Origin of the sequence: Chryseobacterium phocaeense (assembly GCF_900169075.1) — a bacterium.
GTDB classification, from domain to species: domain Bacteria; phylum Bacteroidota; class Bacteroidia; order Flavobacteriales; family Weeksellaceae; genus Chryseobacterium; species Chryseobacterium phocaeense.
On record NZ_LT827015.1, the window covers coordinates 2,289,010 to 2,311,887 of the forward strand.

Consider the following 22,878-nt stretch of genomic DNA (forward strand, 5'->3'; position numbering starts at 1 on the left):
CGCCATAATTCTGATCAATTAATTAAAAATCTACTTTATTTTTCAAATTAAAAGATGAATTATCAGATTTTGAAATCTTTAATTAAGTAATTTAGCTCCGGATTTAAAATGCGTTAAGATTTCTATGAAAAATATATTCTGTGTACTGCTTCTCTCCATGGTGCAACCTGTACTGGCACAAACTAAATTAGAAAAAGCAATCACCAATCTGGAGAATAATTACGAGCAGGAGAAAGTATACTTACTTACCGATAAATCACAGTATGCAGCCGGCGATAAGATCTGGTTTAAAAGCTTTGTATTTGACGGCTACAACCGTTCTGCCTTATCTACCACTCTATTCGTTGAATTATACAATGCTGATAAAAAATTAATAGACTGGAAAACGATACTTCTGACCAACGGTGAAGGGAGCGGAGATTTTCAACTCAAAGAAAGCCTTCCGGAACAGATTTATTTTGTACGGGCCTATACGCCTTATATGACCAATTTTAGTGAAGATTTTCAGATTGTAAAAGCGATTCCGGTCTACAATCCTGAATCCACAGAATCACTGGTGGTTGCGAAAAGTTCGGACTGGTCTGCAAAAGCTTTTCCTGAAGGAGGAACTTTCATTAAAGGTATACCTTCGAAATTTGCGGTTAGATTATCAGCCGCTACTTCCCTGCCGGAAAGCTGGACCGGAAAAGTAGTTGATACACAAAATCCTAATATTCCTGTAACAACCTTTAAATCTTTTGACAGAAACGTGGCCTCTTTTAGCATAACGCCTGCTTCAGGAAAAAAATACCAGGTTATTATTCAGGATAATGCAGGGAAAAGTAAAACCATCGATCTGCCACCGGTTGCGGAAAGCGGTCTTAATTTAGCCGTTTCCAGTTCTAAAGAAGGGATTAAATATACGTTGAAAGGCGTCAACTTAAAACAGCAGCTTCAGAATTATAAAATTGTAGGAACCATCAATAACCATCTTGCCTACAAAGCCAATATCAACAATTTAACGAATGAAGCAACCAGTCTTATTCCTGTAAAGATCAGCAACGGTGCGAACTGTGTTCTGCAACTGGCTATTTTTGATGACCAGGACAATCTGGTTGCCCAAAGGCTCTGCTTTATAAAACCCGGTCAGCTAAAGATGGAGAAAGCGGAAGTTATAGGCCAGAATATTAAAACTACCCCAAGATCTTTCAACAGCATTGATCTTTCCCCGGAGTCCTATTTCAAAAATTATACGGTTCTGGTAAGTGAAGACAACGGCACGCAGAATCCTGAAGAAGATAATTTATTGAGCGGATTGTGGCTAACAGGAGATTTTACTTCAAAAATAGACAGCCCGGCGCAATATTTTTCCAAAAATGCCAATACCGAAGCCCTGGATGCACTCCTTATTTCTGAAAAGTGGCAGAGATTCGACTGGAATTCCGTACTCAGCGGATCTGCACCGGCCATTAAACCTAATACTCAGCAATATCTTTCTTACAAGGTAAAACCTATTAAAAACGGTTCGCTCCTGCCCAACACTACTGTAAGTTTAGTGCTGAAATTAGGTAAAAACGAACCCGGCATCAACCAGTTTGTAACGGATCAGAATGGATATGTTTATCTGAATAATCTAAACTATGATGAACCGTTGGAGGTTTCGTTGTTCGTTAATTCAGAAAAAAATAAGGAATCCAATACGGATAATTTATTTGTCAATATAGAACCATTGGTCAATCCTACTTCATTCAAAGGGAATTTCCCGGGTACAAAATACACCTTAGTAAAATCCGGTGAAAAGAAAACCCTTCCCCCAGGCATTTCCAGAGCCCTCAATACCCAGAAAAACTATAAAAAAACCGGAACCGAAGACGTAGAAATTGAAGAAGTAAAACTGGTTGGAAAAAAGCAGGACCCAAAAGAAGAATTAGACAAACAGCTCTCCACCGGAATGTTCAGTTCTATGAACTCCACGATCTTCGATTTCGTTAATGAAGACCAGCATATTTCCGGATCAGTAAATATATTGGACTGGCTGCAGGGAAGAGCTGCAGGGTTAACATTTCAAAGAAACAGCTCAGGGGTCACCGTACCTTATATCCGCGGCCAGCAGGCTAAACTGTATCTGGATGAAAGCCCCAGTGACCCTTCCATGATCGCCAATCTACCGGTCAGTAATATTGCAATGGTAAAAATTTTAAAAGGAGCAGGTTTGATAGGTGATGCCGTAGCGGTCTACACCATGAAAGGCAATATGAAAACCAAAAGTAATGAAAAGCCAGCGCAAAAGAACAATTCATCGGTCATAAAAGGATATGATAAACCTTCGGAATTCCCGGTTGAAATGCTGGATAACGATGATCCCGCAAAGAAAGTTGAAAACGATACCCGTGAAACCCTGTACTGGAATCCTAATTTATTTGACAGTGATTACGTTCCGCCAAGAATTAAGTTTTTCAACAACGACAGTGCAAAACAATATAAAGTTCTGATCATAAGCTTTGATGAAGATGATAATCTTCTGTATGATCAGCAGATTTTTAAATAATAGATTTCCTGTATTTTAAAAGCCTTTCAATTTTTTTGAAGGGCTTTTTTGTTTCTTTGGATCAGGTGCTTTTTTAAAACGCAAAGTTGAGGGTTTATAGCGTAGATTTTAAGAAAGCTAAGAGGGCGACATAGTCGCTAATGAAGGGGAATGGATATGCGTGCGCTTAGGAAGAATCAATGAAATTGATTCTGTCTTTGCTACCTTAAAATATTAGATTGCATGATGAAACCTTTGCGTTATATTAAAGCAATATTCTCACAAACAGCAAACTTTTATATAATTTTAAACCATTAAGATTGGTTTAAGGTTTTTATAATATTAAGACAGGCTGTGCCTTAAGAAGTTCTGCTTATTAAAATCTTCGATTTATCTTAATTAAACTTCATAGCTTAATACATCTTAATGGTTTAAATAAACTTCACGCTTCTCAGCCTTATCTTAACAACCTTCTTAACGTTGGAGAGACACTTGCGCCAGCAGAACCTTTATACAGCCGATTTTTTTCCAAAAATCACCATCTTTCAAAAGAAAATACCAAATATTCCGTTTAATTCTTAAATTTGGCTCATGCGAAAGAATCTATATCTCACCATTCTATTATTGACGCTTAGCAGCTGCTATACTTACCAGATAAAAAAGCCGGCGGATCCGGCGGCTGACAATAAGAAGGAATCTAAAAAGGCAGGTATTGCTGACAATAATACATCTCTGCAAATGAAAAATGCAGCAGCGGAAACCCAGATCCCGAACTCACCACCGGTGCCTGTTCCTGTCAATATTCAGGAGAAGCTGGCCCCTAATAAAAATGTTAAGATTGAGGTTGATGGCAAGAGCTATAAAGTAATTGTTGACAAATGGGAAAGCGACAGCCTCGTTGCACACCCCGTTCACCAGCCGAAAAAGATCCTGAAATTTCATAAAAACCAGATCAATAGCGAGAGAATTGCGGAAAAACGATTTTCACAGCCCATCGCTGATATTATTACGGTTACCGCTTATGCAGGAATTGGGGTTTTAATCTATTCGCTTCTCAAGTAATTTTTAAGCTTCCCGGGAAATCACAGCACATTACTTTCTGTATTGCATTAACAATCAATCATTTCATATGGTTTATTTGTGTATATTGGGTTTCTATTTTGATTAAAAAATATTTTAATACCAAATACCATATTTTATGAAAAATTTAAAGAACCGATCCGGTAAGCTTACGAAAAAAGAACTGAAAAAAATCTTTGGAGGAGACGGACCTATTTTATCTCAGCCGATGTGTACTCCAAGACAATGTGAGATTTTTGATATGAGATGCGACTATCGCAACAGCTGTCCGCCTCTTTACCCTGATCCGGTTTAAACATAACAGTACTCAAAAAAAATAATCGCCCGCAAATATTAATCCTGTTTACGGGCTTTTTATGTCCTAATCACAAGCAAAATATTGTCAGGAAGTTTGAAGCCCGAAGATGGAAGTTATTGAAGTATAAAAACAGAACTTTAATTCAATTTTATTCATTCTCTAAACTGCTTAATTAAATTCCAGGACTGGTGTTTAATATTAAGTCTGGTATTACTTCCAGCCTCCTTCTTCCGGCTTCCATCCTCCCAATCCCATTTCCCTGTTACTTATTAATTTAAAGCCACTTACAGTAAAATTTTCACTCAGTCGTAGTTTTACTACAATTTTCAAAATTTAATATATTTTTTCCTTTATGATTCTGATTTTTATCTAACTTAGGTGACATAATACCAAACAAAACGCATAAAATACTATGAAAAATACCTCAAATTCTGATAAAGTTTCAGAAAACCACATTGCGGGCATCAACCGTGTGGTAAAACTGGAGATTGTGGTTGAGGGCAAGGTTGTCAATCACTTTAAACACTTTCGTTTACAACAGAGTGCAAGAACGCACCATGATTTTGAACTGGTATTGGCCCATGATTCTTTAGGTGAGGTACAAAACCACAACCTTGAACAGGCCCAGAAGTTTTTAGGAAAAAGAATTACCGTTGTTTTTAAATATAAAGATGCTGAAGATAAAAGCCCCGAAAGAACATTTGTGGGCCTCATTACCAAAGTAGCATTCAGCCAGGAAAAGATGAGTCTGGGAAACATTATCCTGAAAGGAAAAAGTCCCACTATTCTCATGGATTCTGCTCCGCATACCCAAAGTTTCGGAGGAAACCAGGAGGTGAATACCAACATTATTGCCAACCGGATTATCAAAGAGACATTAGGGACCAACAAATTTGATTTCAGGGTAGATACCCAAAACAAAAGCTACATCAGCTACAGCGCACAATACAACGAAACCCATTACAATTACCTGACCCGGATTGCAGAAGCCTACGGAGAACAGTTTTACTATGACGGTGAAATCCTTCATTTCGGAAAACTCCCCGCCTCTGAAAAACCAATCCAGCTGGTCTATGGAAGTAATGTAAATGATGTGAATGTTGAACTGAAAGCCGTTCATACCAAACCGGAATACTTTGGCTATAACAGCAGCAGCCATACTAAAATGACGGGCTCTGATGACCGCATACAACATGTGGGAGAATTATCTTCCAAGGCGTATGACCTGAATGACACTATTTTCACAACCCGGTCTCTGACCCCTACTCCCATCAACGCCAATATTTTCCGTGATGTGGATGATTCCCAGAAAAGTGCAAGGGGAAGCAAAGCGGTAGAGGTTTTTACCGTTTCAGGGCAAACCACCGTTCCGTTTCTATATATTGGCTGTGTTGCAGATCTGGCCATGAGAAAGACCAGCAGCAATGACACTTCCCATTTCACAACGCTGATGATCACAGAAGTAAGCCATGAAGTTGATGCGAGAGGATACTATACGGGAAGCTTTGAAGCCATCGCAGAAGGAACCGGATTTATGCCGAAACCGGATTTTCAAATGCCCAGTGCAGAACCGCAGGTGGCTACCGTCATATCCAATGTAGACCCATTGAATCAGGGCAGAATACAGGTGCGCTTTGACTGGCAGTTAAATGATACCACACACTTTATCAGAATGATGAGTCCCGATGCAGGTGGAACGGATGCTGTCACACAAAACCGCGGTTTTGTAGCTGTTCCTGAAATTGGCGATCAGGTGATGGTGGGATTTGAATACCACAATCCCGATTTTCCGTTTGCCATGGGTGGCATGTTTCACGGGCAGGTAGGCTTAGGTGGAGGCGTAAACAATCATTTGAAATCTATACAGACAAGAAGCGGGATTAAGGTTTTAATGAATGACGCGGACAAAAGTGTTACCATTAAAGATCCAAGCGGAAATACCTATTTTATGGATGGCCAAGGTAATATTAACGTTACTGCGCCGAAAAATATGACCTTTACCGCAGGGGAAGATATGCATATTTCAGTGGGAAGGAATATGACCACCAAGATCGGGAAAGACAGTAATATGTACATTGGAAATGACCATACCGAATCCATTACCAAAAGATATACTCAGACCTCCGAAAACAAAATCGTTACCGTTAAAAAAGACCAGACGGAAAGCACCGGTAATGCCTTTAAAAGTATTTCCGGAGAGGCCGATATACAGACCTCCAAAGGTGATTTAAAGCTGAGAGGAACCACATTGGCTGTATTCCAGGGCGGAAAAGACGTTAAAGTAAGTAAAGGTTAATGATGACGGGTGATGAAAGTAAATTTTCAATTGTTGCCGGTGAATTTGATTCCAGCTTCAGCAATTGAGCCCAATCCAAAATACTAACACATGGAAAATCCAAATACTTCAGCGCACGATGATAAGCTTTCTGAAAAAAGAGCAGAAAAGGAAAAAAAATCCAGCGAAGATTCTCCTGCAGAAAAAAGGGAAATGGTGTTGCATGGAGCCGAGCTGAAGTGTCCTTATGCCCAAGGCCCCGGGGAGTTGAAAGTGACGTCTAACGAAATCAATCTTCAGGATAAAATATTTGCCACAAAGGGTGATGGAAACAATATGGTCAACCTTCAGTTCAAAGGAACCTGTGGACACCCAAAATGGCCGGCAAGAAATATGTCTCCCCCACCTTGTATGAGCGTGATCAAATTAAGTCCGTGGCAGAACCTGGGAACCTCTGTGATACAGGAACAGACCGCTTTGGTAAAAGAATCTTTTATCAATTGTGACCCTGAATTTAATACGGCTTCTCCTTCAGCAATTCCGCAGGCTGCGAGTATAAAAAGTGAGATTCAGACTGATGATGCGCCTAAAATTCTTGATGCTTATTTCGTTAAATGGACCTCAGAAAAAGGCACCCCTGTTGAAAAAGAGGAAGAAGTGTACAGCAAGCAAAAGGGCAAGAAAGTTACCGTAAAAAAGAAAGTAGAAACCACGAAAATAGCTACAGAAAAAATATCAGAACGGGGATTAAGCTATCAGGTTGCTTTAATTGTTGAGACGGAAGGTCTTTCCGGGAAAAAGATAAAAGTTAAGGTTAAAAGCGGGAAAACAAAGGTTTTAACAGACGTGGATGCTGATTTGGGTTTAATTGATCTAACCGATGTGGAAAAGGTAACGGATGCTTCAAAATATGCGGGTATAAAAGCAAAAACTGAATTTGAAGTGGCTGTTGATAATTTTGCCAATGATCCCACTATAGAAAATTCAGCAGAATTCAAAAATAAAGCCGTAGTAAGGCTGATGCTGAATCAACGGGCTGATGATCTATCATTCGATCTTGCCAAACTGATTGCAGCAAGCACTGACAAAGAAGCATCGGTTTATATTGAAGTCACTTCTGATGAACCCAAAATTGAATATCTTGGTCAGGAAGGTAAAAACAGCTTAAAAAACACCTTTTTGAATGGAGGTCAGTATTTTAAAATAAAATATTTTGAGCAGCCATGGATTGTCAAAGCCCGTGAAGAACAGGAGCTTGGCGTTTCAGAATCCACCCATTGTAAAAAAATTGTAGATGAATATCATGCCATAAACCGGCAGAATAAACCTACTGCCTGCGCAAATACCGACAACAGCTCCTGGTGTGCATCATTTGTAGGCTGGTGTTTAAATAAATCCGGATATTCTGCCCAGCTAGATCCCGGTGCCTATTCTTACGGACATGAAAACACCCGGTACAGAGCAGGATACAAGAAAAACCCGACAGATAAAAAAGGCCTGGCAAAAGAAGAATTTGATGATCCGGTATGGGGAAAATTGATAGCAGGTAATCAGCCTTTACTGGGTTCCATATGTGTTTTACTGAATAAACATCACGTAAGCATGGCAGTCGGAAAGAGCAGTGACGGCAAAACCATATATTATCTTGGAGGAAATCAGGGGAACAAAGTATGCGTGGGAACCTTTGGACAAAGAACTTCTTCCATTTACCCTACAGAATATACCAAAAAGACTGAAGATGATGAATTACCAATTTACTATACAAAAAATGAAAAGCTTAGCTATTAGTTTTATCGTATTTCTTTCTGTTTCAGTTTGTGGACAACAGTCTGTGAATGACAGTCTGAAAGTGTATTATCAGGACTCACTGATGATCCATAAGGGCTTTAAAGACGGGGCGGTATCCAATAAGCTTACCGTAAAAGTAATCAATCCGTGTAACGCTGAAAAGGAAAGATTTGACGGCGCGGTCACCATAATCAGCGCTGCGGTTAAAAATAAAAATTACAGTGACAGTATCGTTTACAATTATCCCCATGCACAATCAGGTTTAATCAATTTAAAGAAAGATAATATTTCGGATTATACCATCAATAAACGCCAGGCAGTATTCATCCCTTTTACGTATTGCGGAAACTGGGACAATGATACGAAAGTCTCCTATATGATATTCTACAACCATAAAAAATACCTGTATCATATCAAATACTATTGCGGAGAAGACGGCAAATGCAAACTGAATAACAATCTGAACATTACATTAAAGGATTTACCCTCAAAAGTAAAATCAAAACTGATGAAAGACCTGGAAACAAAATATAACAGCTCAAACGATTTTCAATAACCGGCTTAAAATAAAATGGTATGAGTGAAGAACAAGAGAAAGACAATTATTCTGCAAATCCCAATCAGAAGGTTTATGATACGCCGCACCAGGTGGATCATGAAGTGAATGTGGTGAAAATATATTTTGCGAAACAAGTTCCTAAAATGATCTGGGAACGTAAGGAAGAAACGTATTCCGTCCAAAAGGGCGGCCAGGTATCTGATGTGAAAAAGAAGTATGAAAAAAAAGGAAGAAGAAACATCCAGGCAGATAAGGATGATTCTGTAAGATTAGGCGCAAAACAATCGGTGAAAATCACCTGGGAAGAAGAAGTACAGGCCAAAAAAGCGGATGGCACCCTCGATTTTGATTTTCAGAGAATAAACAGCACTACCATTAAAAAGAAAGTATGGGTGGTGGCAGAATGTCAGGGAGCCAGCGGAAAGCTGTCCGTGGAGATCCATGAAAACAAACTGGAAAATGCAGAAAATGTCTATGAAAATCCTGTGAAGTTTTTAGACGGCGAAGAGGAAAAAAGCAAAATTGAATTCACGATTGACGGTACACTGGTCTATTCCAAAGAAATAACCATGCGTCCCAAAAGTGATGAAGATTTAAAGAAACTGATAGAGAAATTCAGTAAAAGACCGGACCTTAACGCCTTTTTATATTTCAAAGCTGAAGTAACAGGAACAGAGGATGAAGTGAAATTTCCGGATGATACGCATGAGTTTTTAAATAAAGAAAACGACAGGTTTGAGATCAGGTACTGTAATTGCGGAAACAATTATGACATCACCTGTACCCGGTACAGCAAAAGATATGGCCCGGCCTACTGGGGATCGAAAAAGCTTGAAAATTATGCCGATTGGGATACCTTGATTGAAGACAAGAAAATTACAGAGGAAGAGAAGTCTATTCTGGTCGGAATGTCTGAAAATGAAGGTAAACTGGACTCAGTTCAATCCTATGACTGGGACCTTTCCGGGGAGCAGATGATCTTAACGGCCGGGGCCATGCAGAAAACAGTGGACCATACCGGAAAAGGAGAATTTACCACACAGGTTGAAGAATTTAAAGAGCAGTATCCTGAAAAATATGACGAGCTGTTCGTAACATGCGGATGGACGGTAGAATCCGGGATCCTGTATTATAAAGATACTGCAGATTCCAAAGCAGAGAAAATTACAGGAAATACATTATCCGATAAGATCAGGGAAAACTGTAAGGAATCTTTATTTGGAAAAACCGTGGAATGTAAACCTCTTCAGCCGATCGTGAACGCGGTTATTGATAAAACATTCCAGGAAAAGCAGGTGCTGGATTTTATTAAGAGGTTAAAAGAAGTAGTGCTTCCTTTGGTACCTACAGGATATTCCTATAAACTGTCGGATTATTTAAAATCGAAATTAGGAAAAGCCACCGCGCTGGATCATCACATTAACCGCCCGGGATTTGTAAAAGATGATTTCGGTGCCGCGCTGGACCGTTTTTTCGCAAAAAAAGACGCCAATACGGCCAAAGAAAACAAAACTAAAAAAGAAGGTGAAAAATTAGAAAATTTATCAAGGAACCCTGCCGACTGGGGAGATAAGCACGGTCAATACGAGCAGGAAATCCTTGATGATTACGGGAATAAAAGAAGAGGTACCGATATGGATCAGCGGTATGAAAAAATGCAGAAAAATTCAAACTTGTCATGAAAAAAATTACATCCATCCTGATGATCCTGGTCATTTGCATCACCTGTGGAAACACGGCTTCCTACAGAAATCATGAGGTGCAGGATAAAGCAGCAAAGAAAGACACCATCATTGTTTTAAATGATACGTTCTCATTGTACTATGCTTCCTACAACAGCCCTATGAAACTCTGGTATAACCTCCATATCATTAATAAAAAGAAGAAGATAAAAGTAGGTAAAGGAAGTGAATTCAAAGGTACCGGAAGTGAGCTCTTTTCTTCCCTGTCTCCCAACGCAAACTATGTAGTCGTGGATGCCATTATCAAGGAATATGTGCACGAAAGTGATAAAGACAGTACCTTGCATGAAAACTACACCTGTGCCATTATTGATCTGAAAAAAGCCAAAATAATCAAACAGATGCAGCAGGATTGTGACGGATCATGGAACAAAAAAAGCCAGTGGGTTTCCTCCGGAGGAAAAGTAGTCTTCGCGGGAAAATAATAGTTGAATGGGCTATAATAAGTTATAAAGTAAGTGAAATAATATGGAGCCTGTATTTCCTATAAATATTCAGTTAAGTCTTTTGGAAGGAAAGAAATTCTATCGCTTTTCCTGCAATGAATATACCATCATTAATGGAAAAACCCATAGAAACGAACTCAACAAAATTTTTCATGTGACGCTGAAACGTTTGGAAAAAGATAGGTTTGAATATCATATTGAAATGTTTGACAGGGTTCACAAGGATAAGGAACTCTCATTGTCCGAAAAAGATTTTTTAGCCAAAATTGCAGAGATCAATCATGATGTAGTGCTCATTACGGATGAATATGCAAAATTAAAAAATGTACAGGAATTGTCGGCTCTTCAGGACAGAGCGGAAAAAACGGTACAAAAGCTTTCCCGGTCCTATGTCGGCAAAAAGGCGGAAGATTCTTATCAGAATTTAAAAGCATTCTACCGGAATGAAAATGTAGTAGGTCAGGATTTTCTAAAAAACAATCATTTTGGAATGATCCTCCATAAATTCTACGGAAGGTATGAAAAAGAGAATCAGAGAAAACATACGGTGCGTTACCTTAATTTTATGACCCATACCGTAATAGATATAGACGAAACCGTACAGACAGAGGCTATGCGTTGTGATGAGGAGTTATTACTGGTACAATATACCGGAAATATTCCATCAGATAAAAATTGGGAAATGTTTTACGGAGAAATGAACCGAAAGGAAGTAGCTTATAACAGGGAAACAGATGTCCCAAAACTGGACAAATACAAAGGGCAGATCTTACTGGACTTTGTGACCAAAGAAGTGCTGGAGCATAAGCTTACGATAGAATTTTCCCTCGGAGAAAACTACCAGAAGAAAATCATCTATCATATCAAAGAAGTAAGCTATGATGAAGTATAAAAAACAGGATAGACTCATTTAAGAAAATAAAACCGAAGATCATCTAAGGAACTCTCAAAATTCCATATTAAAAAAGAAAATCTTAACATGGCGACACGTATTACAATAACAGATTCCGGGCAAACACAGACGTTAAATCCTCCATTAGCGCCGGATACTCCCGATGATTCACTGCAGCGGATCAGCGATGTTTATTTTGCCAAAAAAGTGACGACAGACGATGGAACAAGGGTGAGTTTTACAAAAATTGATTCTGCCCACGCCCAGCAGGATGATCAGAATCAGGCGATTCCATATGATTCCGTTTTAGGAAAAACGGTGTATCTGGTCATAGAAACTACCAATATGACAGACCTCAGCATAGATGTGGTGATAAGACCATCAGCCAATACCATGACGGAAAATACAGATACCTTACAGCTCATGCGTTTTGTATCTCCTGACCGGTATGAGGTCCAGAGAATGTTCACAGTACAGGTAGGAAATTTTGATGCCCTTAACAACAGGAACGGCAGACATGATCATTACGCCAATTTACAGGCTGACCATATCAACAAAGCCATTATTAAGCTGCAGCTCAGGCCGGATGGCAGGGCAACTTTTGATGAGTGGAGCCAAAGACTGGCAGACGGCAGTATTAATTTGGAAGTGGCAGTAGAAAGAACAGACAATAACCCTTGTGCCTATAAGGACGGACAGGAAGAGGTAAACGGAGCCGGTACTTTCCTGGATGATGACACCGCAAGATTCAGAGTGGTCAATAAAAATATATACACCATATTCCACGGCAGCAATACGTACAATACCCTCGCGGAGAATAATACCGGAGGGAGAAGACGGATTCAGAAAGTTCAGAATGCCCATTCTACCGAAGTTATTTATTTCTATTACGATCAAAACGACAACGAGCACAGGATCTGCGCCAGAACCAAAGAAAGTGTAACCAGAAAAAGAAGAGTCAATACCATTCCACCGGTAGCCCAAAGAGGAACTCTTCTGGAAACCATAGATTATACAGCGAACAGAGCTGCCGGAGAAAATATAGATGCCCATTATTTACGGGTGTATTCCAACGGAACTCTCGGGGATGGAGCCACCGACAAATGGTATGCTAACCAACCGGGAAATGTAGACATGGTCAATATGGATATTATCGGGAACGCAGGAGTTGGGCCGCAGATTTTTGAAGCATTCAATTATAATCAGAACGGCGTGATCATCCGGTATGGATTTCAGCATACCAGAAGAAGGAGCATCCAGCCGGATCTATTTGCCGGTTTCTTAGGGTCATTGGCACAGTTCAGACAGGAAGGACACACTCATTACATTGTTTCCCAGGGGTTTTCCTATGCTGATGCGTCGTGCTATCCCAGCGCAGAACACGTGAATGGAGAAGCGGGAGATTTGAATTTATTAACGACTCAGCAGGATGGAGTCAATACCGTCCTCACCGCAGCGAATTTTGATTATGACAATGCAGTAATTCTCCGGAATATTCTGTATGATTTCGGGTTTCTGTTAGGCCGCTCAGAAAACTTCAGCAATACTGCAAACGCCAGCACCGCAGATAATGCCAATTCACGGCTGCCTCATACCATCCATACCGCTACTCCCCGGCATAATAATCACCTGCATATTCACGGGTTTAATCAAATATCAGATATATATGCCTAAAATTAATATACTTTGTTGTACGGTTTTGTTTTTCCTTTTTTCCTGCCAGACTAAGGCTCAGACGGAAAATAAGGCAATACCTGCGGATGCCCGTTCAGCAGATCAGGCATCAATGGTATTGAATACCAATAAAGCTGATTGTATAACGCTGCCCTTCGGATATTCAGATCTTTCAAAACGGGCCACCGTTGAATCCGTTATGTCTGCCATCGATGATAAAAATAAACTGAAAGAACTTAATGACTTGCGGTTTGAAAAATCAGTAAAAAAGGACCTCGTAACACTTTCCGAAGAATACAATGTGATTTTGCCATTCGGCACCAGCGTCAATGAAAAATATGACCGCATTAGCATGGCATCTGATTTTCTGTGTTATGGAGACCATTCCCTGTATTTTATGGCGGTTTATAATACCGTCCTTTATGCCGAGCCATTTATTGAAAAAATATATTTAGTATCAACAAAAGGTGGTAAGCTTATCGATATGAAGCGGATATACCTTAATCATCAGGGAGAAATGGGATTTGCCAATTATACTTTGTTCAACATCGATAAAAATTATATTATTTCTCTCCAGGATTATGAACTGACGGAAAACCCTTTTCAGTTACAACCTGTACAGCAATACCAGATTCTGCCTTCCGGAAAATTTGCCCGATACTATGATCGTGATGGTTCCTATAAAAATAATGAGGAACAGGGCACAGTGAAAAACCACCTTAAGGAAGGAAAATGGACAGAAACCAAAGCAAACAACGCTATAGAATTACAAAAAAATCCGGAATTTACAGATCCGTACACCTATCTGGAAGCAGAATATAAAAATGGATTACCCACCGGAACCTGGAGATTCTATAAATTACTGCAAAACTATAATGAAGAAACAGGAGAACCTATCTTAAATACCAGGAAAAAAGGAACATTGATCTATACTGAATTGTATAAAAACGGAGTATTGGAAAAGCGGGAATTTAAGTAATATAGTCGGTTGCTGTATTGATTTTTTATTGGAAAATCGCAAAAACGCAAAATTATATTCAAAAACCGTTTTTAAGGCGCAAAGATTTTATCTCTGATAAAATTGAATACTGCTTTCCTTATCCCACCATTTATCACATAGCTGAAAATCTTTGATTTTCTTGCGCCTTAAACTATCTACACAGTTTAAAAACCTTGCGTCTTTGCGATTTTCCAACATCAATAACCAAATTTCCCGTATCTTTCCATTACTAAACTAACACTATGAAAATCATCAATTACACAAAAATTTTCAGGGAAGACTGCATTAAAATCTTCAGGAGTAATTTGCCTAAATTTTTTGCGATAGAAGAATTACCAATCTTTGAAAGCTTTTTAGATGAATATACTGAAGATAACTACTTCGTGGTTAAAATGGATGGTAAGATTATTGGATGTGGCGGCATTTTTTTAGATACAGAAAAGAATCTGGCAGGATTATCCTGGGGAATGGTTCACTCGGACTATCATGGAAAAGGCATTGGAAAAGATTTTACCCAATACCGGATTGATTTGCTTAAAAAGACCTACCCTTCCATGCCCTACACTATTGAAACGTCACAGCATACCGCCGGGTTTTATGAAAGGAACGGTTTTAAAACGGTAGAGATTGTCCCGGATGGATTCAGTAAAGGAATTGATAAATACATTATGACCATGGAAACATCCGGGTCCTGATTCACTCCTGAACCTCTACTCCACTACTTAGAAACTCAGTTTCAAGCAACCAGCAACCAGCAACAAAAAAACAAAAAACAACCTTCTCACCTCATCAATCCAGCTTAAAAAAGAAATACACCACCGCAGCCCACTCTTTCTTAATGCCTTTAGCATAACCAATCGTGCTCCGGCTGCTGTTTTCTACTGTTCCATCTTCTTTAATGTATCCAATAGTTGATCGGCTGCTGTTTTCCACCGTTCCGTCTTCTTTAACGTAACCTACCGTAGAGCGGCTGCTGTTCTCTATCGTTCCATCGCTTTTAATGTAACCGATGGTAGAACGGCTTTTATTCTCAATCGTACCGTCTGATTTAATGTACCCGACTGTGGAACGGCTGCTGTTCTCAATAGTTCCGTCCGGTTGGATATAGCCCGTCGTACTGCGGCTGGACGATTCTATAGTTTGTGCCTGTAAAATGAAAAGGTTCAGCAGAAGGAAGCCAGTGAACAGTATTTTTTTCATGATTGTTAAGTTTTTAGACGATCGGAAATTGGGTAGGGTAAAATAAGAATTTATAACTTAACCGGCAATACTACTGATTTTGAAGATCTTCTGTTATCAGGTAAAATCCCTTCACATATTTCTGCAAAGGGATTATTTTTCTAAACTTATCACTGAAAGTCAGTTTAAAGAATACTTACGGATGAGTCGGCATTCTTTTGATGAAGTGTTTGCTTTTCTGAGGTTACGACCAGAACAGAATCAGTTTTTTTTAAAAGAGGCCGTTCATGTTGATTGGGAACCGCAGTCCAAAACAGGGATCCAATGCCGGAAATCAGGTTTAACATTAAAAGAAAAAATTTGGTTATTAGTGCTATCATATTCAAAATCTTATTTGATTTTTTTTCTTATTGTAAGGTTGCAGCGATATTCTGCAGATTTTTCCATTCCGGACAAATATACAAACAAAACACTAAGTAGTGTCTTATATTTTCATTATTATTTACTTAATTAACATAAAAGTTAACAGATCCTAAAATTAATCAAATGATTAAAACAATATATTAAATCAAAAAAAAGTTATATATTTGCTCTAGAAACAAAACACAATGGCAAAAGCAAAGGATTCGGGTAAAAAAGATTTTTCAACAGAAGAAAAGATAAAGGAAGCAGCCAGAATTGTTTTTTACAGAAAAGGATTTGCCGCCACCCGTACCAGGGATATTGCTGAAGAAGCGGAGATTAATCTTGCCCTGCTGAATTATTATTTCAGGTCCAAGCAGAAGTTATTTGAAATCATTATGATCGAGACCTTGTCCGGATTTGTCAGAAATATGATCACTGTTTTGAACGATGAAAAAACAAATCTTGATGATAAAGTTTCAGAAATTGCCACGAGGTATATTGATCTGATTACGGAGGAACCGGAAATCCCGACCTTTATTGTTTCGGAAATCCGCAGCAATCCTGCTTTATTATTAAACAAGCTTCCCATCAGAGAGGTTCTGATGAATTCTGTCTTTTTCAAGCAGCATCAGCAAGCAGTCGCTGAAGGAAAAATAAAAGAGCCTAATCCGCTACACTTTTTAATGAACCTCATGGGGTTGATTGTTTTCCCTTTCATCGCAAAACCTTTGTTAATGGGTGCCAGTGAAACCAATGCAACAGCTTTTAATGAGATGATGGAAAAACGCAAAACCTTGGTTCCTGTATGGATCAAAGCCATGATGCAGGCGGAATAATTTTTTTTGCCTATAGATTAATCAAATGATTAAATCATAAAATTAAAAACAATGATTAAGACAATGATTTTAACGGTTGGTCTTTTATGTATGACCATAAGTACCGCCGGACAGACCTTAACTATTGAAGAATGCTACCGGCTGGCAAAAGCCAACTATCCGGCCATTAAAAAAATGGACCTTATCTCAAAAACCGCCGAATTCGATATTCAGAACGCGAATAAAAAATTCCTCCCGCAGGTCAGTTTTTCCGGACAGGCTACCTATCAGTCACAGACCGTCAGTTTTCCTGATGCACTTTCTGCACTGCCTGGAGGTATTTCGCTTCCTTCCATCAGTAAAGATCAGTATAAAATTCAGGGAGAAATCAGCCAGCTTCTCTATGATGGAGGGAGTACAAAAAACCAGAAGGAACTGATCAAAGCCAATACAGAACTGCAGGAGCAGAATCTTGAAGCCAGTCTCTATACTCTGAACAGCAGGATCAATACCCTGTTTTTCTCGATATTACTGATGGATGCCCAGCTGAAACAAAACGAGCTCAACAAAGCCAGCTACCAGACCCAGGTCCGGAAAACAGAAGCTGCTCTGGCCAACGGTGTTGCATTCAGAAGCAATCTGGATGAGCTGAAAGCCGAAGTGCTGACGATTGAAATGGCAGGTACGGAATATAAGGCCAACAGGTCTGCCTATCTTAAAATGCTTTCCCTGTTCATTGGTCAGGAATTATCTGATGCAACGGAACTGCAGACTCCCGCAGCAGAACCGGTGGAAAATACCATCAACAGGCCGGAAATAAAATCTTTTGATCTGCAGAAATCGATCTATGACGTCCAGGAAAAACAGTTGAAATCTGAATACCTACCACAGGTAAATGCTTTTTTCCAGGGAGCATATGGGAGACCTACCCTGAATATTATTGAAAATAAATTCGGTCCATGGTTTATAACAGGAATACGATTTACCTGGTCATTAAACAGCCTTTACACCCGTTCAAACAAAAAATCGATCCTGAATATGAACCGGCAGATTGCAGATACGGATAAGGAAACATTTTTATTCAATTCAAAACTGGATCTGGCCCGGCAGAATGAGGAGGTTATGAAATACAGCCAATTAATGCATCAGGACGACGAAGCCATAGCATCAAGATCTTCCGTTACCCGGTCTGCTGATGCTCAATTGCAGAACGGGGTCATCACCATCCACGAATATATCCAGAAAGTCAATGCAGAACATTTGTCCAGACAGACAAAGATTCTCCACGAAATCCAGTTGCTTCAGGCACAGTACAATCAGAAATTTATATCGGGCAATTAAATTATAAAAAGAAACAAAATGAAAAAAACAATAGGATTTTTAACTGTGATTTTACTGCTTACCGCCTGCACCCAAAAAGATGATTTTGATGCTTCCGGCAATTTTGAAGCAGATGAAGTGATTGTTTCAGCTCAACAAAACGGTGAACTCATTTCATATTCGGTTCAGGAAGGTCAAAATTTAAAGGCGGGAGCCCAGGTCGGCCAAGTGGATGTCCGTTCCGTAGAATTGCAGAAAGAACAGGTAGAAGCCAGCATCGCTACATTAAAAGAAAAAACAGTTGATTCAGATGACCAGTCAGAATTGGTTCGCCGTCAATTGGCAGTACAGGAATCACAACTGGCCCAGCAGCTGAGAGAGCGTACCAGAACACAAAATATGGTCAAAGCAGATGCAGCCACCCGGAAGCAGCTGGACGACATCAATGCGGCAATAGATCAGCAGAAAAAACAGATCGAAGTCACCAGGCAGCAACTGAAACTAAACACTTATACCATCAATACCCAAAACAGAAGTATTTTAAGTGAGAAAAGTCCGCTGGAAAAAAATGCAGCACAGATACAGGAACAGATCAATAAAGGAAAAATTGTTAACCCGGTCCCAGGCACTGTTTTGGTCAATTATGCCTTACAGGGCGAAATGCAGGTTATAGGAAAACCGCTGTATAAGATAGCAGATATCAGCACGCTGGATCTGAAAGCGTATATTACCGGAACCCAGCTTTCACAGATCAGGCTGGGGCAACAGGTAAAAGTACGCATTGATCAGGGAGAGAAACAGTACAGGAACTATACGGGAACCATCACATGGATTTCCGGTAAATCGGAATTTTCACCTAAAACCATCCAGACCAAAGATGAAAGAGCTAATCTCGTTTATGCTGTTAAAATCAAGGTAAAAAATGACGGTTATCTGAAAATAGGAATGTATGGTGAAGCCATCTGGTCCAAATAAACTGCCTTATGAACTCAGTCAGCGTAAAAAATATAACCAAAACTTATGACGGTGTAAAAGCTGTCGATGATGTTTCTTTTGAAGTAATGAAAGGCGAATTGTTTGGATTGATCGGGCCGGACGGTGCCGGGAAAACCTCTGTTTTCCGGATCCTTACTACCCTGCTTCTTGCCGATCAGGGAACCGCCACCGTTGAAGGGCATGATATTGTTAAAGAGTATCAGGCCATCCGCAACAAAGTGGGATATATGCCCGGAAAGTTTTCTCTATACCAGGATCTGACCGTACAGGAAAACCTTCATTTTTTTGCCACTATTTTCGGGACTACCATTGAGGAGAATTATGATCTGATCAAAGATATTTATGACCAGATCAAGCCTTTCAACAACCGCCGGGCAGGAAAACTTTCCGGAGGGATGAAACAAAAGCTTGCCCTTTGTTGTGCATTGATCCACAAACCGGATGTATTATTCCTTGATGAACCTACAACGGGCGTGGATGTGGTTTCCCGTAAAGAATTCTGGGAAATGCTGGATAAGCTGAAACAGCAGCAGATCACCATCATTGTTTCTACTCCTTATATGGATGAAGCCAAACTCTGTGACCGGATCGCATTGATTCAGAATGGCAGAATAATGTCGATTGATACCCCTGATGAGATTTTAAAACGATTTCCAAAGCCGCTGTTTGCCGTAAAAGCACAAAACCTCTACCAGTTGCTGCAAAACTTACGCACCGATCCGGCAACAGAAAGCTGCTATGCCTTTGGAGAATTTATCCATTTAACCCTTAATTCAGACGATAATCAGGAAGACCAGGTAAAGGGAATGGCAGAAAAATACCATCCCCTGGATTTAGAAGTTCATAGGATTACCCCTGGTATTGAGGATGTTTTTATCCGCCTGATGCAGGAACAGCATAGTACCAGTCAAATAAATAATTCAACCGATGGAAAATAAAGCGATCATCTGTAAAGACCTCACCAAACAGTTTGGTGATTTTAAAGCGGTAGACAAAATTACCTTCGATGTTGATCAGGGTGAAATATTCGGGTTCCTGGGAGCAAACGGAGCGGGCAAAACAACGGCCATGAGAATCCTGTGCGGGCTTTCCTATCCGACATCGGGAGAAGCTTCTGTTGCGGGCTTTAATGTGTATAAACAGCAGGAACAGATCAAGAAAAACATCGGGTATATGAGCCAGAAATTTTCTCTGTACGATAATCTTTCTGTTTTGGAAAACATTAAATTCTATGGTGGGGTGTATGGAGTTTCCCGGTCTGACATAAAAACAAGAAGTGCAGAGCTTGTTTCAAGCCTTGGACTGGAAAAAGAAGCAAAAAAAATGGTGGGCTCACTGCCTTTGGGCTGGAAACAGAAACTGGCTTTTTCAGTGGCTGTTTTTCACCGTCCGAAAATTGTTTTTCTGGATGAACCCACAGGTGGCGTGGATCCGGTGACAAGGCGCCAGTTCTGGGATATGATCTATGAAGCAGCCGCAGGGGGCATCACCGTTTTTGTCACGACCCATTATATGGATGAAGCGGAATACTGCAACCGTATCAGCATTATGGTAGACGGCCGTGTGGAAGCCATGGATACTCCCGCAGCTTTAAAGGCACAATTCAATGCCGGCTCCATGGATCAGGTATTTTATCAGTTAGCAAGAGAAGCAAAACGTCAATCCGATTAACAATGAAACAGTTACTGGCATTTATCCGTAAAGAATTTTATCATGTGTTCCGTGACAGAAGGACCTTGCTGATCCTGTTCGGGCTTCCGGTGGTGCAGATTATCCTGTTTGGCTTTGCCCTGAGCAGTGAAGTTAAAAACATCGGGATTGCCATACAGGACAATTCCAATGATGTCAATTCCCGGCAGATTACAGACAAAATATCCACCAGCTCCTATTTTAAACTTGAAAAATCTATTCTGAATTACAAAGACATTGAAACCCGTTTCAAACGGGGAAGCATAAAATGTGCGGTCATTTTTCCGGCTAACTTTGGTGAGGACCTGTATCGTCCGGGAGGAGCAAAAATCCAGATCATTGCCGATGCTTCCGATCCCAATACAGCCACGATTGCTACCGGTTACTTAACGTCAATCATCAATCGATATCAGCAGGAGCTTAATCCGGATACTCCGTTTTCCTATCAGATTGTTCCCGAGCTGCGGCAGCTTTATAATGAAGAGCAGAACGGATCTCTTAATTTTATTCCCGGTGTTATTGCCCTGATATTTATGATCGTCAGTACCGCCTTAACATCCGTAGCGGTGGTACGGGAAAAAGAGCTAGGAACCATGGAAATTCTTCTGGTATCTCCGTTCAAACCTATTATGGTATTAATCGCCAAGGCTATTCCTTACCTGGTTCTGTCACTGATTGATTTTATCATCATCCTTTTACTGTCCGTATACCTTCTGGATGTGGAAATTAAAGGAAGCCTCATTTTACTGTTTGCAGAAAGCATCCTGTTTATCATTACCTGTCTTTCACTGGGATTGCTTATTTCCAATACTACAGATTCCCAGCAGACTGCCATGCTGGTATCCATGATGGGAATGATGCTGCCTACCCTTCTGCTTACCGGGTTTATGTTTCCGCTGGAAAATATGCCATGGATCTTCCGTGTGGTGTCTCATGTGATACCCTCCCGGTATTATTATGCCATCGTAAAAGCAATTATGTTGAAAGGACTTGGTTTCAGCTATGTCTGGAAAGAAACACTGGTACTGGCCGGAATGTCTGCCCTGCTGCTGACCATCGCATTGAAAAGATTTAAAATCAGGTTATCATGAAAACATTAGGCTTTATTTTACAGAAAGAATTCCGCCAGATCTTCCGGGACAAAACCATCCTGGCGATGATGTTCATCATGCCTACCATCCAGCTGATTATTATGCCGCTGGCCGCTAATTTTGAAGTAAAAAACATCAATATCGCTTATCTGGATCATGATCACAGCTCCTATTCACGGCAGCTCATGCATAAGATCGCCTCTTCAGAATACTTTATCATTACCGGGAATCCCGATTCTTACCAAAAAGGATTAAAAATGATTGAAGACGCCGATGCGGATCTCGTTTTGGAAATTCCTCCCGGCTTTGAAAAAAATCTGGTCCGCGAAGGCAGCCAGAAGCTCAATCTTTCTGTGGATGCTATTAACGGGACAAAATCTTCACTGGGAAGCAGCTATCTGGTTTCGGTGATTGCAGATTTCAACAGCAGTCTGGATATTAATTTTAAAACTGTAAAAAGTAGTGCATCTCCTTCAAAAGCAGCTATTTCCGTAGAACCCTCCAACTGGTATAATCCGAGGGCAGAATACAAATATTATATGGTTCCGGGCATTCTGGTCTTGCTGCTGACACTGATCGGCGGTTTCATCACGGCCCTGAATATCGTTAAGGAAAAAGAAATCGGGACCATTGAACAGATCAATGTAACGCCTATTAAAAAATGGCAGTTTATTCTGGGTAAGCTTATTCCGTTCTGGATTGTCGGAATAATTGTTTTTACCGTAGGATTGATCGTGATGTATGTGGTATACGGGATTTACCCTCAGGGAAGTATTTTACTTTTATACGCGTTTGCAGGGGTTTATCTTGTCGCATTGCTAGGTTTGGGTCTCTTGATTTCCACTTTTGCGGACACGCAGCTGCAGGCCATGTTTATTGCTTTTTTCTTTATGATGGTTTTTATGCTGATGAGCGGATTTTTCACGAGCACCGACAGTATGCCGGATTGGGCGAAAACTATTTCGAATTTCACGCCCGTTACCCACTTTATAAGCGTGGTAAGATTAATTGTTTTAAAAGGAAGCGGATTTAGTCAGGTTAAAACAGAATTATTCTGGCTGATCGGTTTTGCATTTTTACTGAACGGAATGGCTATTTTCAATTACAGGAAAACAAATTAAAA

20 protein-coding genes are annotated in these 22,878 nt (G+C 40.1%); 19 read left to right on the forward strand and 1 reads right to left on the reverse strand.

What is annotated here, in order from left to right; all coding sequences use genetic code 11:
- Positions 1 to 124 precede the first annotated feature (124 nt).
- The 12 genes from B7E04_RS17170 to B7E04_RS17220 all read left to right on the forward strand — a co-directional run bounded on the left by B7E04_RS17170 (position 125) and on the right by B7E04_RS17220 (position 14,955).
- Complete coding sequence (locus B7E04_RS17170; RefSeq protein WP_080779712.1) at positions 125 to 2,527, forward strand: hypothetical protein; 2,403 nt, start codon at positions 125 to 127, stop codon at positions 2,525 to 2,527.
- A gap of 570 nt (positions 2,528 to 3,097) precedes the next feature.
- Positions 3,098 to 3,568: a hypothetical protein gene (locus tag B7E04_RS17175; RefSeq protein ID WP_080779713.1), complete on the forward strand. Its 471-nt coding sequence runs from the start codon at positions 3,098 to 3,100 to the stop codon at positions 3,566 to 3,568.
- Positions 3,569 to 3,704: 136 nt separating this feature from the next.
- A complete protein-coding gene (locus tag B7E04_RS22225) occupies positions 3,705 to 3,881 on the forward strand; it encodes an RNA-binding protein (protein WP_165439464.1) in 177 nt (58 codons plus the stop codon).
- 415 nt (positions 3,882 to 4,296) lie between these two features.
- Positions 4,297 to 6,180: a type VI secretion system Vgr family protein gene (locus tag B7E04_RS17180; RefSeq protein ID WP_080779714.1), complete on the forward strand. Its 1,884-nt coding sequence runs from the start codon at positions 4,297 to 4,299 to the stop codon at positions 6,178 to 6,180.
- Positions 6,181 to 6,270: 90 nt separating this feature from the next.
- A complete protein-coding gene (locus B7E04_RS17185; RefSeq protein ID WP_080779716.1) occupies positions 6,271 to 7,947 on the forward strand; it encodes a PAAR-like protein in 1,677 nt (558 codons plus the stop codon).
- Entirely contained in the window at positions 7,928 to 8,503 is a 576-nt protein-coding gene (locus B7E04_RS17190) for a hypothetical protein (protein WP_080779718.1), read from the forward strand. Before B7E04_RS17185 ends, B7E04_RS17190 begins: the two co-directional genes overlap by 20 nt.
- A gap of 20 nt (positions 8,504 to 8,523) precedes the next feature.
- Positions 8,524 to 10,188 carry a hypothetical protein gene (locus B7E04_RS17195; protein ID WP_080779720.1) on the forward strand — a complete coding sequence of 555 codons (1,665 nt, stop codon included), beginning with the start codon at positions 8,524 to 8,526 and terminating at the stop codon, positions 10,186 to 10,188.
- Positions 10,185 to 10,673, forward strand: coding sequence for a hypothetical protein (locus B7E04_RS17200; protein ID WP_080779722.1), 489 nt, complete (start codon positions 10,185 to 10,187; stop codon positions 10,671 to 10,673). The genes B7E04_RS17195 and B7E04_RS17200 overlap by 4 nt, the downstream gene beginning before the upstream one ends.
- 43 nt (positions 10,674 to 10,716) lie before the next feature.
- A complete protein-coding gene (locus tag B7E04_RS17205; RefSeq protein WP_080779724.1) occupies positions 10,717 to 11,586 on the forward strand; it encodes a hypothetical protein in 870 nt (289 codons plus the stop codon).
- Positions 11,587 to 11,673: 87 nt separating this feature from the next.
- Positions 11,674 to 13,260: a hypothetical protein gene (locus B7E04_RS17210; RefSeq protein WP_080779725.1), complete on the forward strand. Its 1,587-nt coding sequence runs from the start codon at positions 11,674 to 11,676 to the stop codon at positions 13,258 to 13,260.
- A complete protein-coding gene (locus B7E04_RS17215; protein WP_139785428.1) occupies positions 13,253 to 14,239 on the forward strand; it encodes a hypothetical protein in 987 nt (328 codons plus the stop codon). Before B7E04_RS17210 ends, B7E04_RS17215 begins: the two co-directional genes overlap by 8 nt.
- A gap of 263 nt (positions 14,240 to 14,502) precedes the next feature.
- Positions 14,503 to 14,955, forward strand: coding sequence for a GNAT family N-acetyltransferase (locus tag B7E04_RS17220; protein WP_080779729.1), 453 nt, complete (start codon positions 14,503 to 14,505; stop codon positions 14,953 to 14,955).
- A 94-nt stretch (positions 14,956 to 15,049) separates the two neighbouring features.
- On the opposite strand, the gene B7E04_RS17225 is transcribed toward B7E04_RS17220, so the two are convergent.
- Positions 15,050 to 15,460: a 5-fold beta-flower protein gene (locus B7E04_RS17225; protein ID WP_080779731.1), complete on the reverse strand. Its 411-nt coding sequence runs from the start codon at positions 15,458 to 15,460 to the stop codon at positions 15,050 to 15,052.
- Positions 15,461 to 16,047: 587 nt separating this feature from the next.
- Between B7E04_RS17225 and B7E04_RS17230 the strand changes: the two genes are divergently transcribed.
- The 7 genes from B7E04_RS17230 to B7E04_RS17260 are packed head-to-tail and all read left to right on the forward strand — an operon-like array spanning position 16,048 to position 22,876.
- Complete coding sequence (locus B7E04_RS17230) at positions 16,048 to 16,680, forward strand: TetR/AcrR family transcriptional regulator (RefSeq protein WP_080779733.1); 633 nt, start codon at positions 16,048 to 16,050, stop codon at positions 16,678 to 16,680.
- Positions 16,681 to 16,731: 51 nt separating this feature from the next.
- A complete protein-coding gene (locus B7E04_RS17235) occupies positions 16,732 to 18,000 on the forward strand; it encodes a TolC family protein (RefSeq protein WP_139785429.1) in 1,269 nt (422 codons plus the stop codon).
- Positions 18,001 to 18,018: 18 nt separating this feature from the next.
- A complete protein-coding gene (locus tag B7E04_RS17240; RefSeq protein WP_080779735.1) occupies positions 18,019 to 18,954 on the forward strand; it encodes an HlyD family secretion protein in 936 nt (311 codons plus the stop codon).
- A gap of 8 nt (positions 18,955 to 18,962) precedes the next feature.
- A complete protein-coding gene (locus tag B7E04_RS17245) occupies positions 18,963 to 19,913 on the forward strand; it encodes an ABC transporter ATP-binding protein (RefSeq protein ID WP_080779737.1) in 951 nt (316 codons plus the stop codon).
- Positions 19,903 to 20,646 carry an ABC transporter ATP-binding protein gene (locus B7E04_RS17250; RefSeq protein ID WP_080779739.1) on the forward strand — a complete coding sequence of 248 codons (744 nt, stop codon included), beginning with the start codon at positions 19,903 to 19,905 and terminating at the stop codon, positions 20,644 to 20,646. Before B7E04_RS17245 ends, B7E04_RS17250 begins: the two co-directional genes overlap by 11 nt.
- Before the next feature lie 2 nt (positions 20,647 to 20,648).
- Positions 20,649 to 21,755, forward strand: coding sequence for an ABC transporter permease (locus B7E04_RS17255; protein WP_080779740.1), 1,107 nt, complete (start codon positions 20,649 to 20,651; stop codon positions 21,753 to 21,755).
- Positions 21,752 to 22,876: an ABC transporter permease gene (locus B7E04_RS17260; protein ID WP_080779742.1), complete on the forward strand. Its 1,125-nt coding sequence runs from the start codon at positions 21,752 to 21,754 to the stop codon at positions 22,874 to 22,876. Before B7E04_RS17255 ends, B7E04_RS17260 begins: the two co-directional genes overlap by 4 nt.
- The last annotated feature ends 2 nt before the right edge of the window (positions 22,877 to 22,878 follow it).

What these genes read in the sequence shown, in the direction of transcription:
- B7E04_RS17175 (WP_080779713.1), top strand. Translation starts at nt 3,098, where the DNA reads ATGCGAAAGAATCTATATCTCACCATTCTATTATTGACGCTTAGCAGC.
- B7E04_RS17195 (WP_080779720.1), top strand. Translation starts at nt 8,524, where the DNA reads ATGAGTGAAGAACAAGAGAAAGACAATTATTCTGCAAATCCCAATCAG.
- B7E04_RS17230 (WP_080779733.1), top strand. Translation starts at nt 16,048, where the DNA reads ATGGCAAAAGCAAAGGATTCGGGTAAAAAAGATTTTTCAACAGAAGAA.
- B7E04_RS17220 (WP_080779729.1), top strand. Translation starts at nt 14,503, where the DNA reads ATGAAAATCATCAATTACACAAAAATTTTCAGGGAAGACTGCATTAAA.
- B7E04_RS17240 (WP_080779735.1), top strand. Translation starts at nt 18,019, where the DNA reads ATGAAAAAAACAATAGGATTTTTAACTGTGATTTTACTGCTTACCGCC.
- B7E04_RS17215 (WP_139785428.1), top strand. Translation starts at nt 13,253, where the DNA reads ATGCCTAAAATTAATATACTTTGTTGTACGGTTTTGTTTTTCCTTTTT.
- B7E04_RS17200 (WP_080779722.1), top strand. Translation starts at nt 10,185, where the DNA reads ATGAAAAAAATTACATCCATCCTGATGATCCTGGTCATTTGCATCACC.
- B7E04_RS17170 (WP_080779712.1), top strand. Translation starts at nt 125, where the DNA reads ATGAAAAATATATTCTGTGTACTGCTTCTCTCCATGGTGCAACCTGTA.
- B7E04_RS17180 (WP_080779714.1), top strand. Translation starts at nt 4,297, where the DNA reads ATGAAAAATACCTCAAATTCTGATAAAGTTTCAGAAAACCACATTGCG.
- B7E04_RS17245 (WP_080779737.1), top strand. Translation starts at nt 18,963, where the DNA reads ATGAACTCAGTCAGCGTAAAAAATATAACCAAAACTTATGACGGTGTA.
- B7E04_RS17250 (WP_080779739.1), top strand. Translation starts at nt 19,903, where the DNA reads ATGGAAAATAAAGCGATCATCTGTAAAGACCTCACCAAACAGTTTGGT.
- B7E04_RS17205 (WP_080779724.1), top strand. Translation starts at nt 10,717, where the DNA reads ATGGAGCCTGTATTTCCTATAAATATTCAGTTAAGTCTTTTGGAAGGA.
- B7E04_RS22225 (WP_165439464.1), top strand. Translation starts at nt 3,705, where the DNA reads ATGAAAAATTTAAAGAACCGATCCGGTAAGCTTACGAAAAAAGAACTG.
- B7E04_RS17210 (WP_080779725.1), top strand. Translation starts at nt 11,674, where the DNA reads ATGGCGACACGTATTACAATAACAGATTCCGGGCAAACACAGACGTTA.
- B7E04_RS17235 (WP_139785429.1), top strand. Translation starts at nt 16,732, where the DNA reads ATGATTAAGACAATGATTTTAACGGTTGGTCTTTTATGTATGACCATA.
- B7E04_RS17225 (WP_080779731.1), bottom strand. Translation starts at nt 15,460, where the DNA reads ATGAAAAAAATACTGTTCACTGGCTTCCTTCTGCTGAACCTTTTCATT.
- B7E04_RS17185 (WP_080779716.1), top strand. Translation starts at nt 6,271, where the DNA reads ATGGAAAATCCAAATACTTCAGCGCACGATGATAAGCTTTCTGAAAAA.
- B7E04_RS17260 (WP_080779742.1), top strand. Translation starts at nt 21,752, where the DNA reads ATGAAAACATTAGGCTTTATTTTACAGAAAGAATTCCGCCAGATCTTC.
- B7E04_RS17255 (WP_080779740.1), top strand. Translation starts at nt 20,649, where the DNA reads ATGAAACAGTTACTGGCATTTATCCGTAAAGAATTTTATCATGTGTTC.
- B7E04_RS17190 (WP_080779718.1), top strand. Translation starts at nt 7,928, where the DNA reads ATGAAAAGCTTAGCTATTAGTTTTATCGTATTTCTTTCTGTTTCAGTT.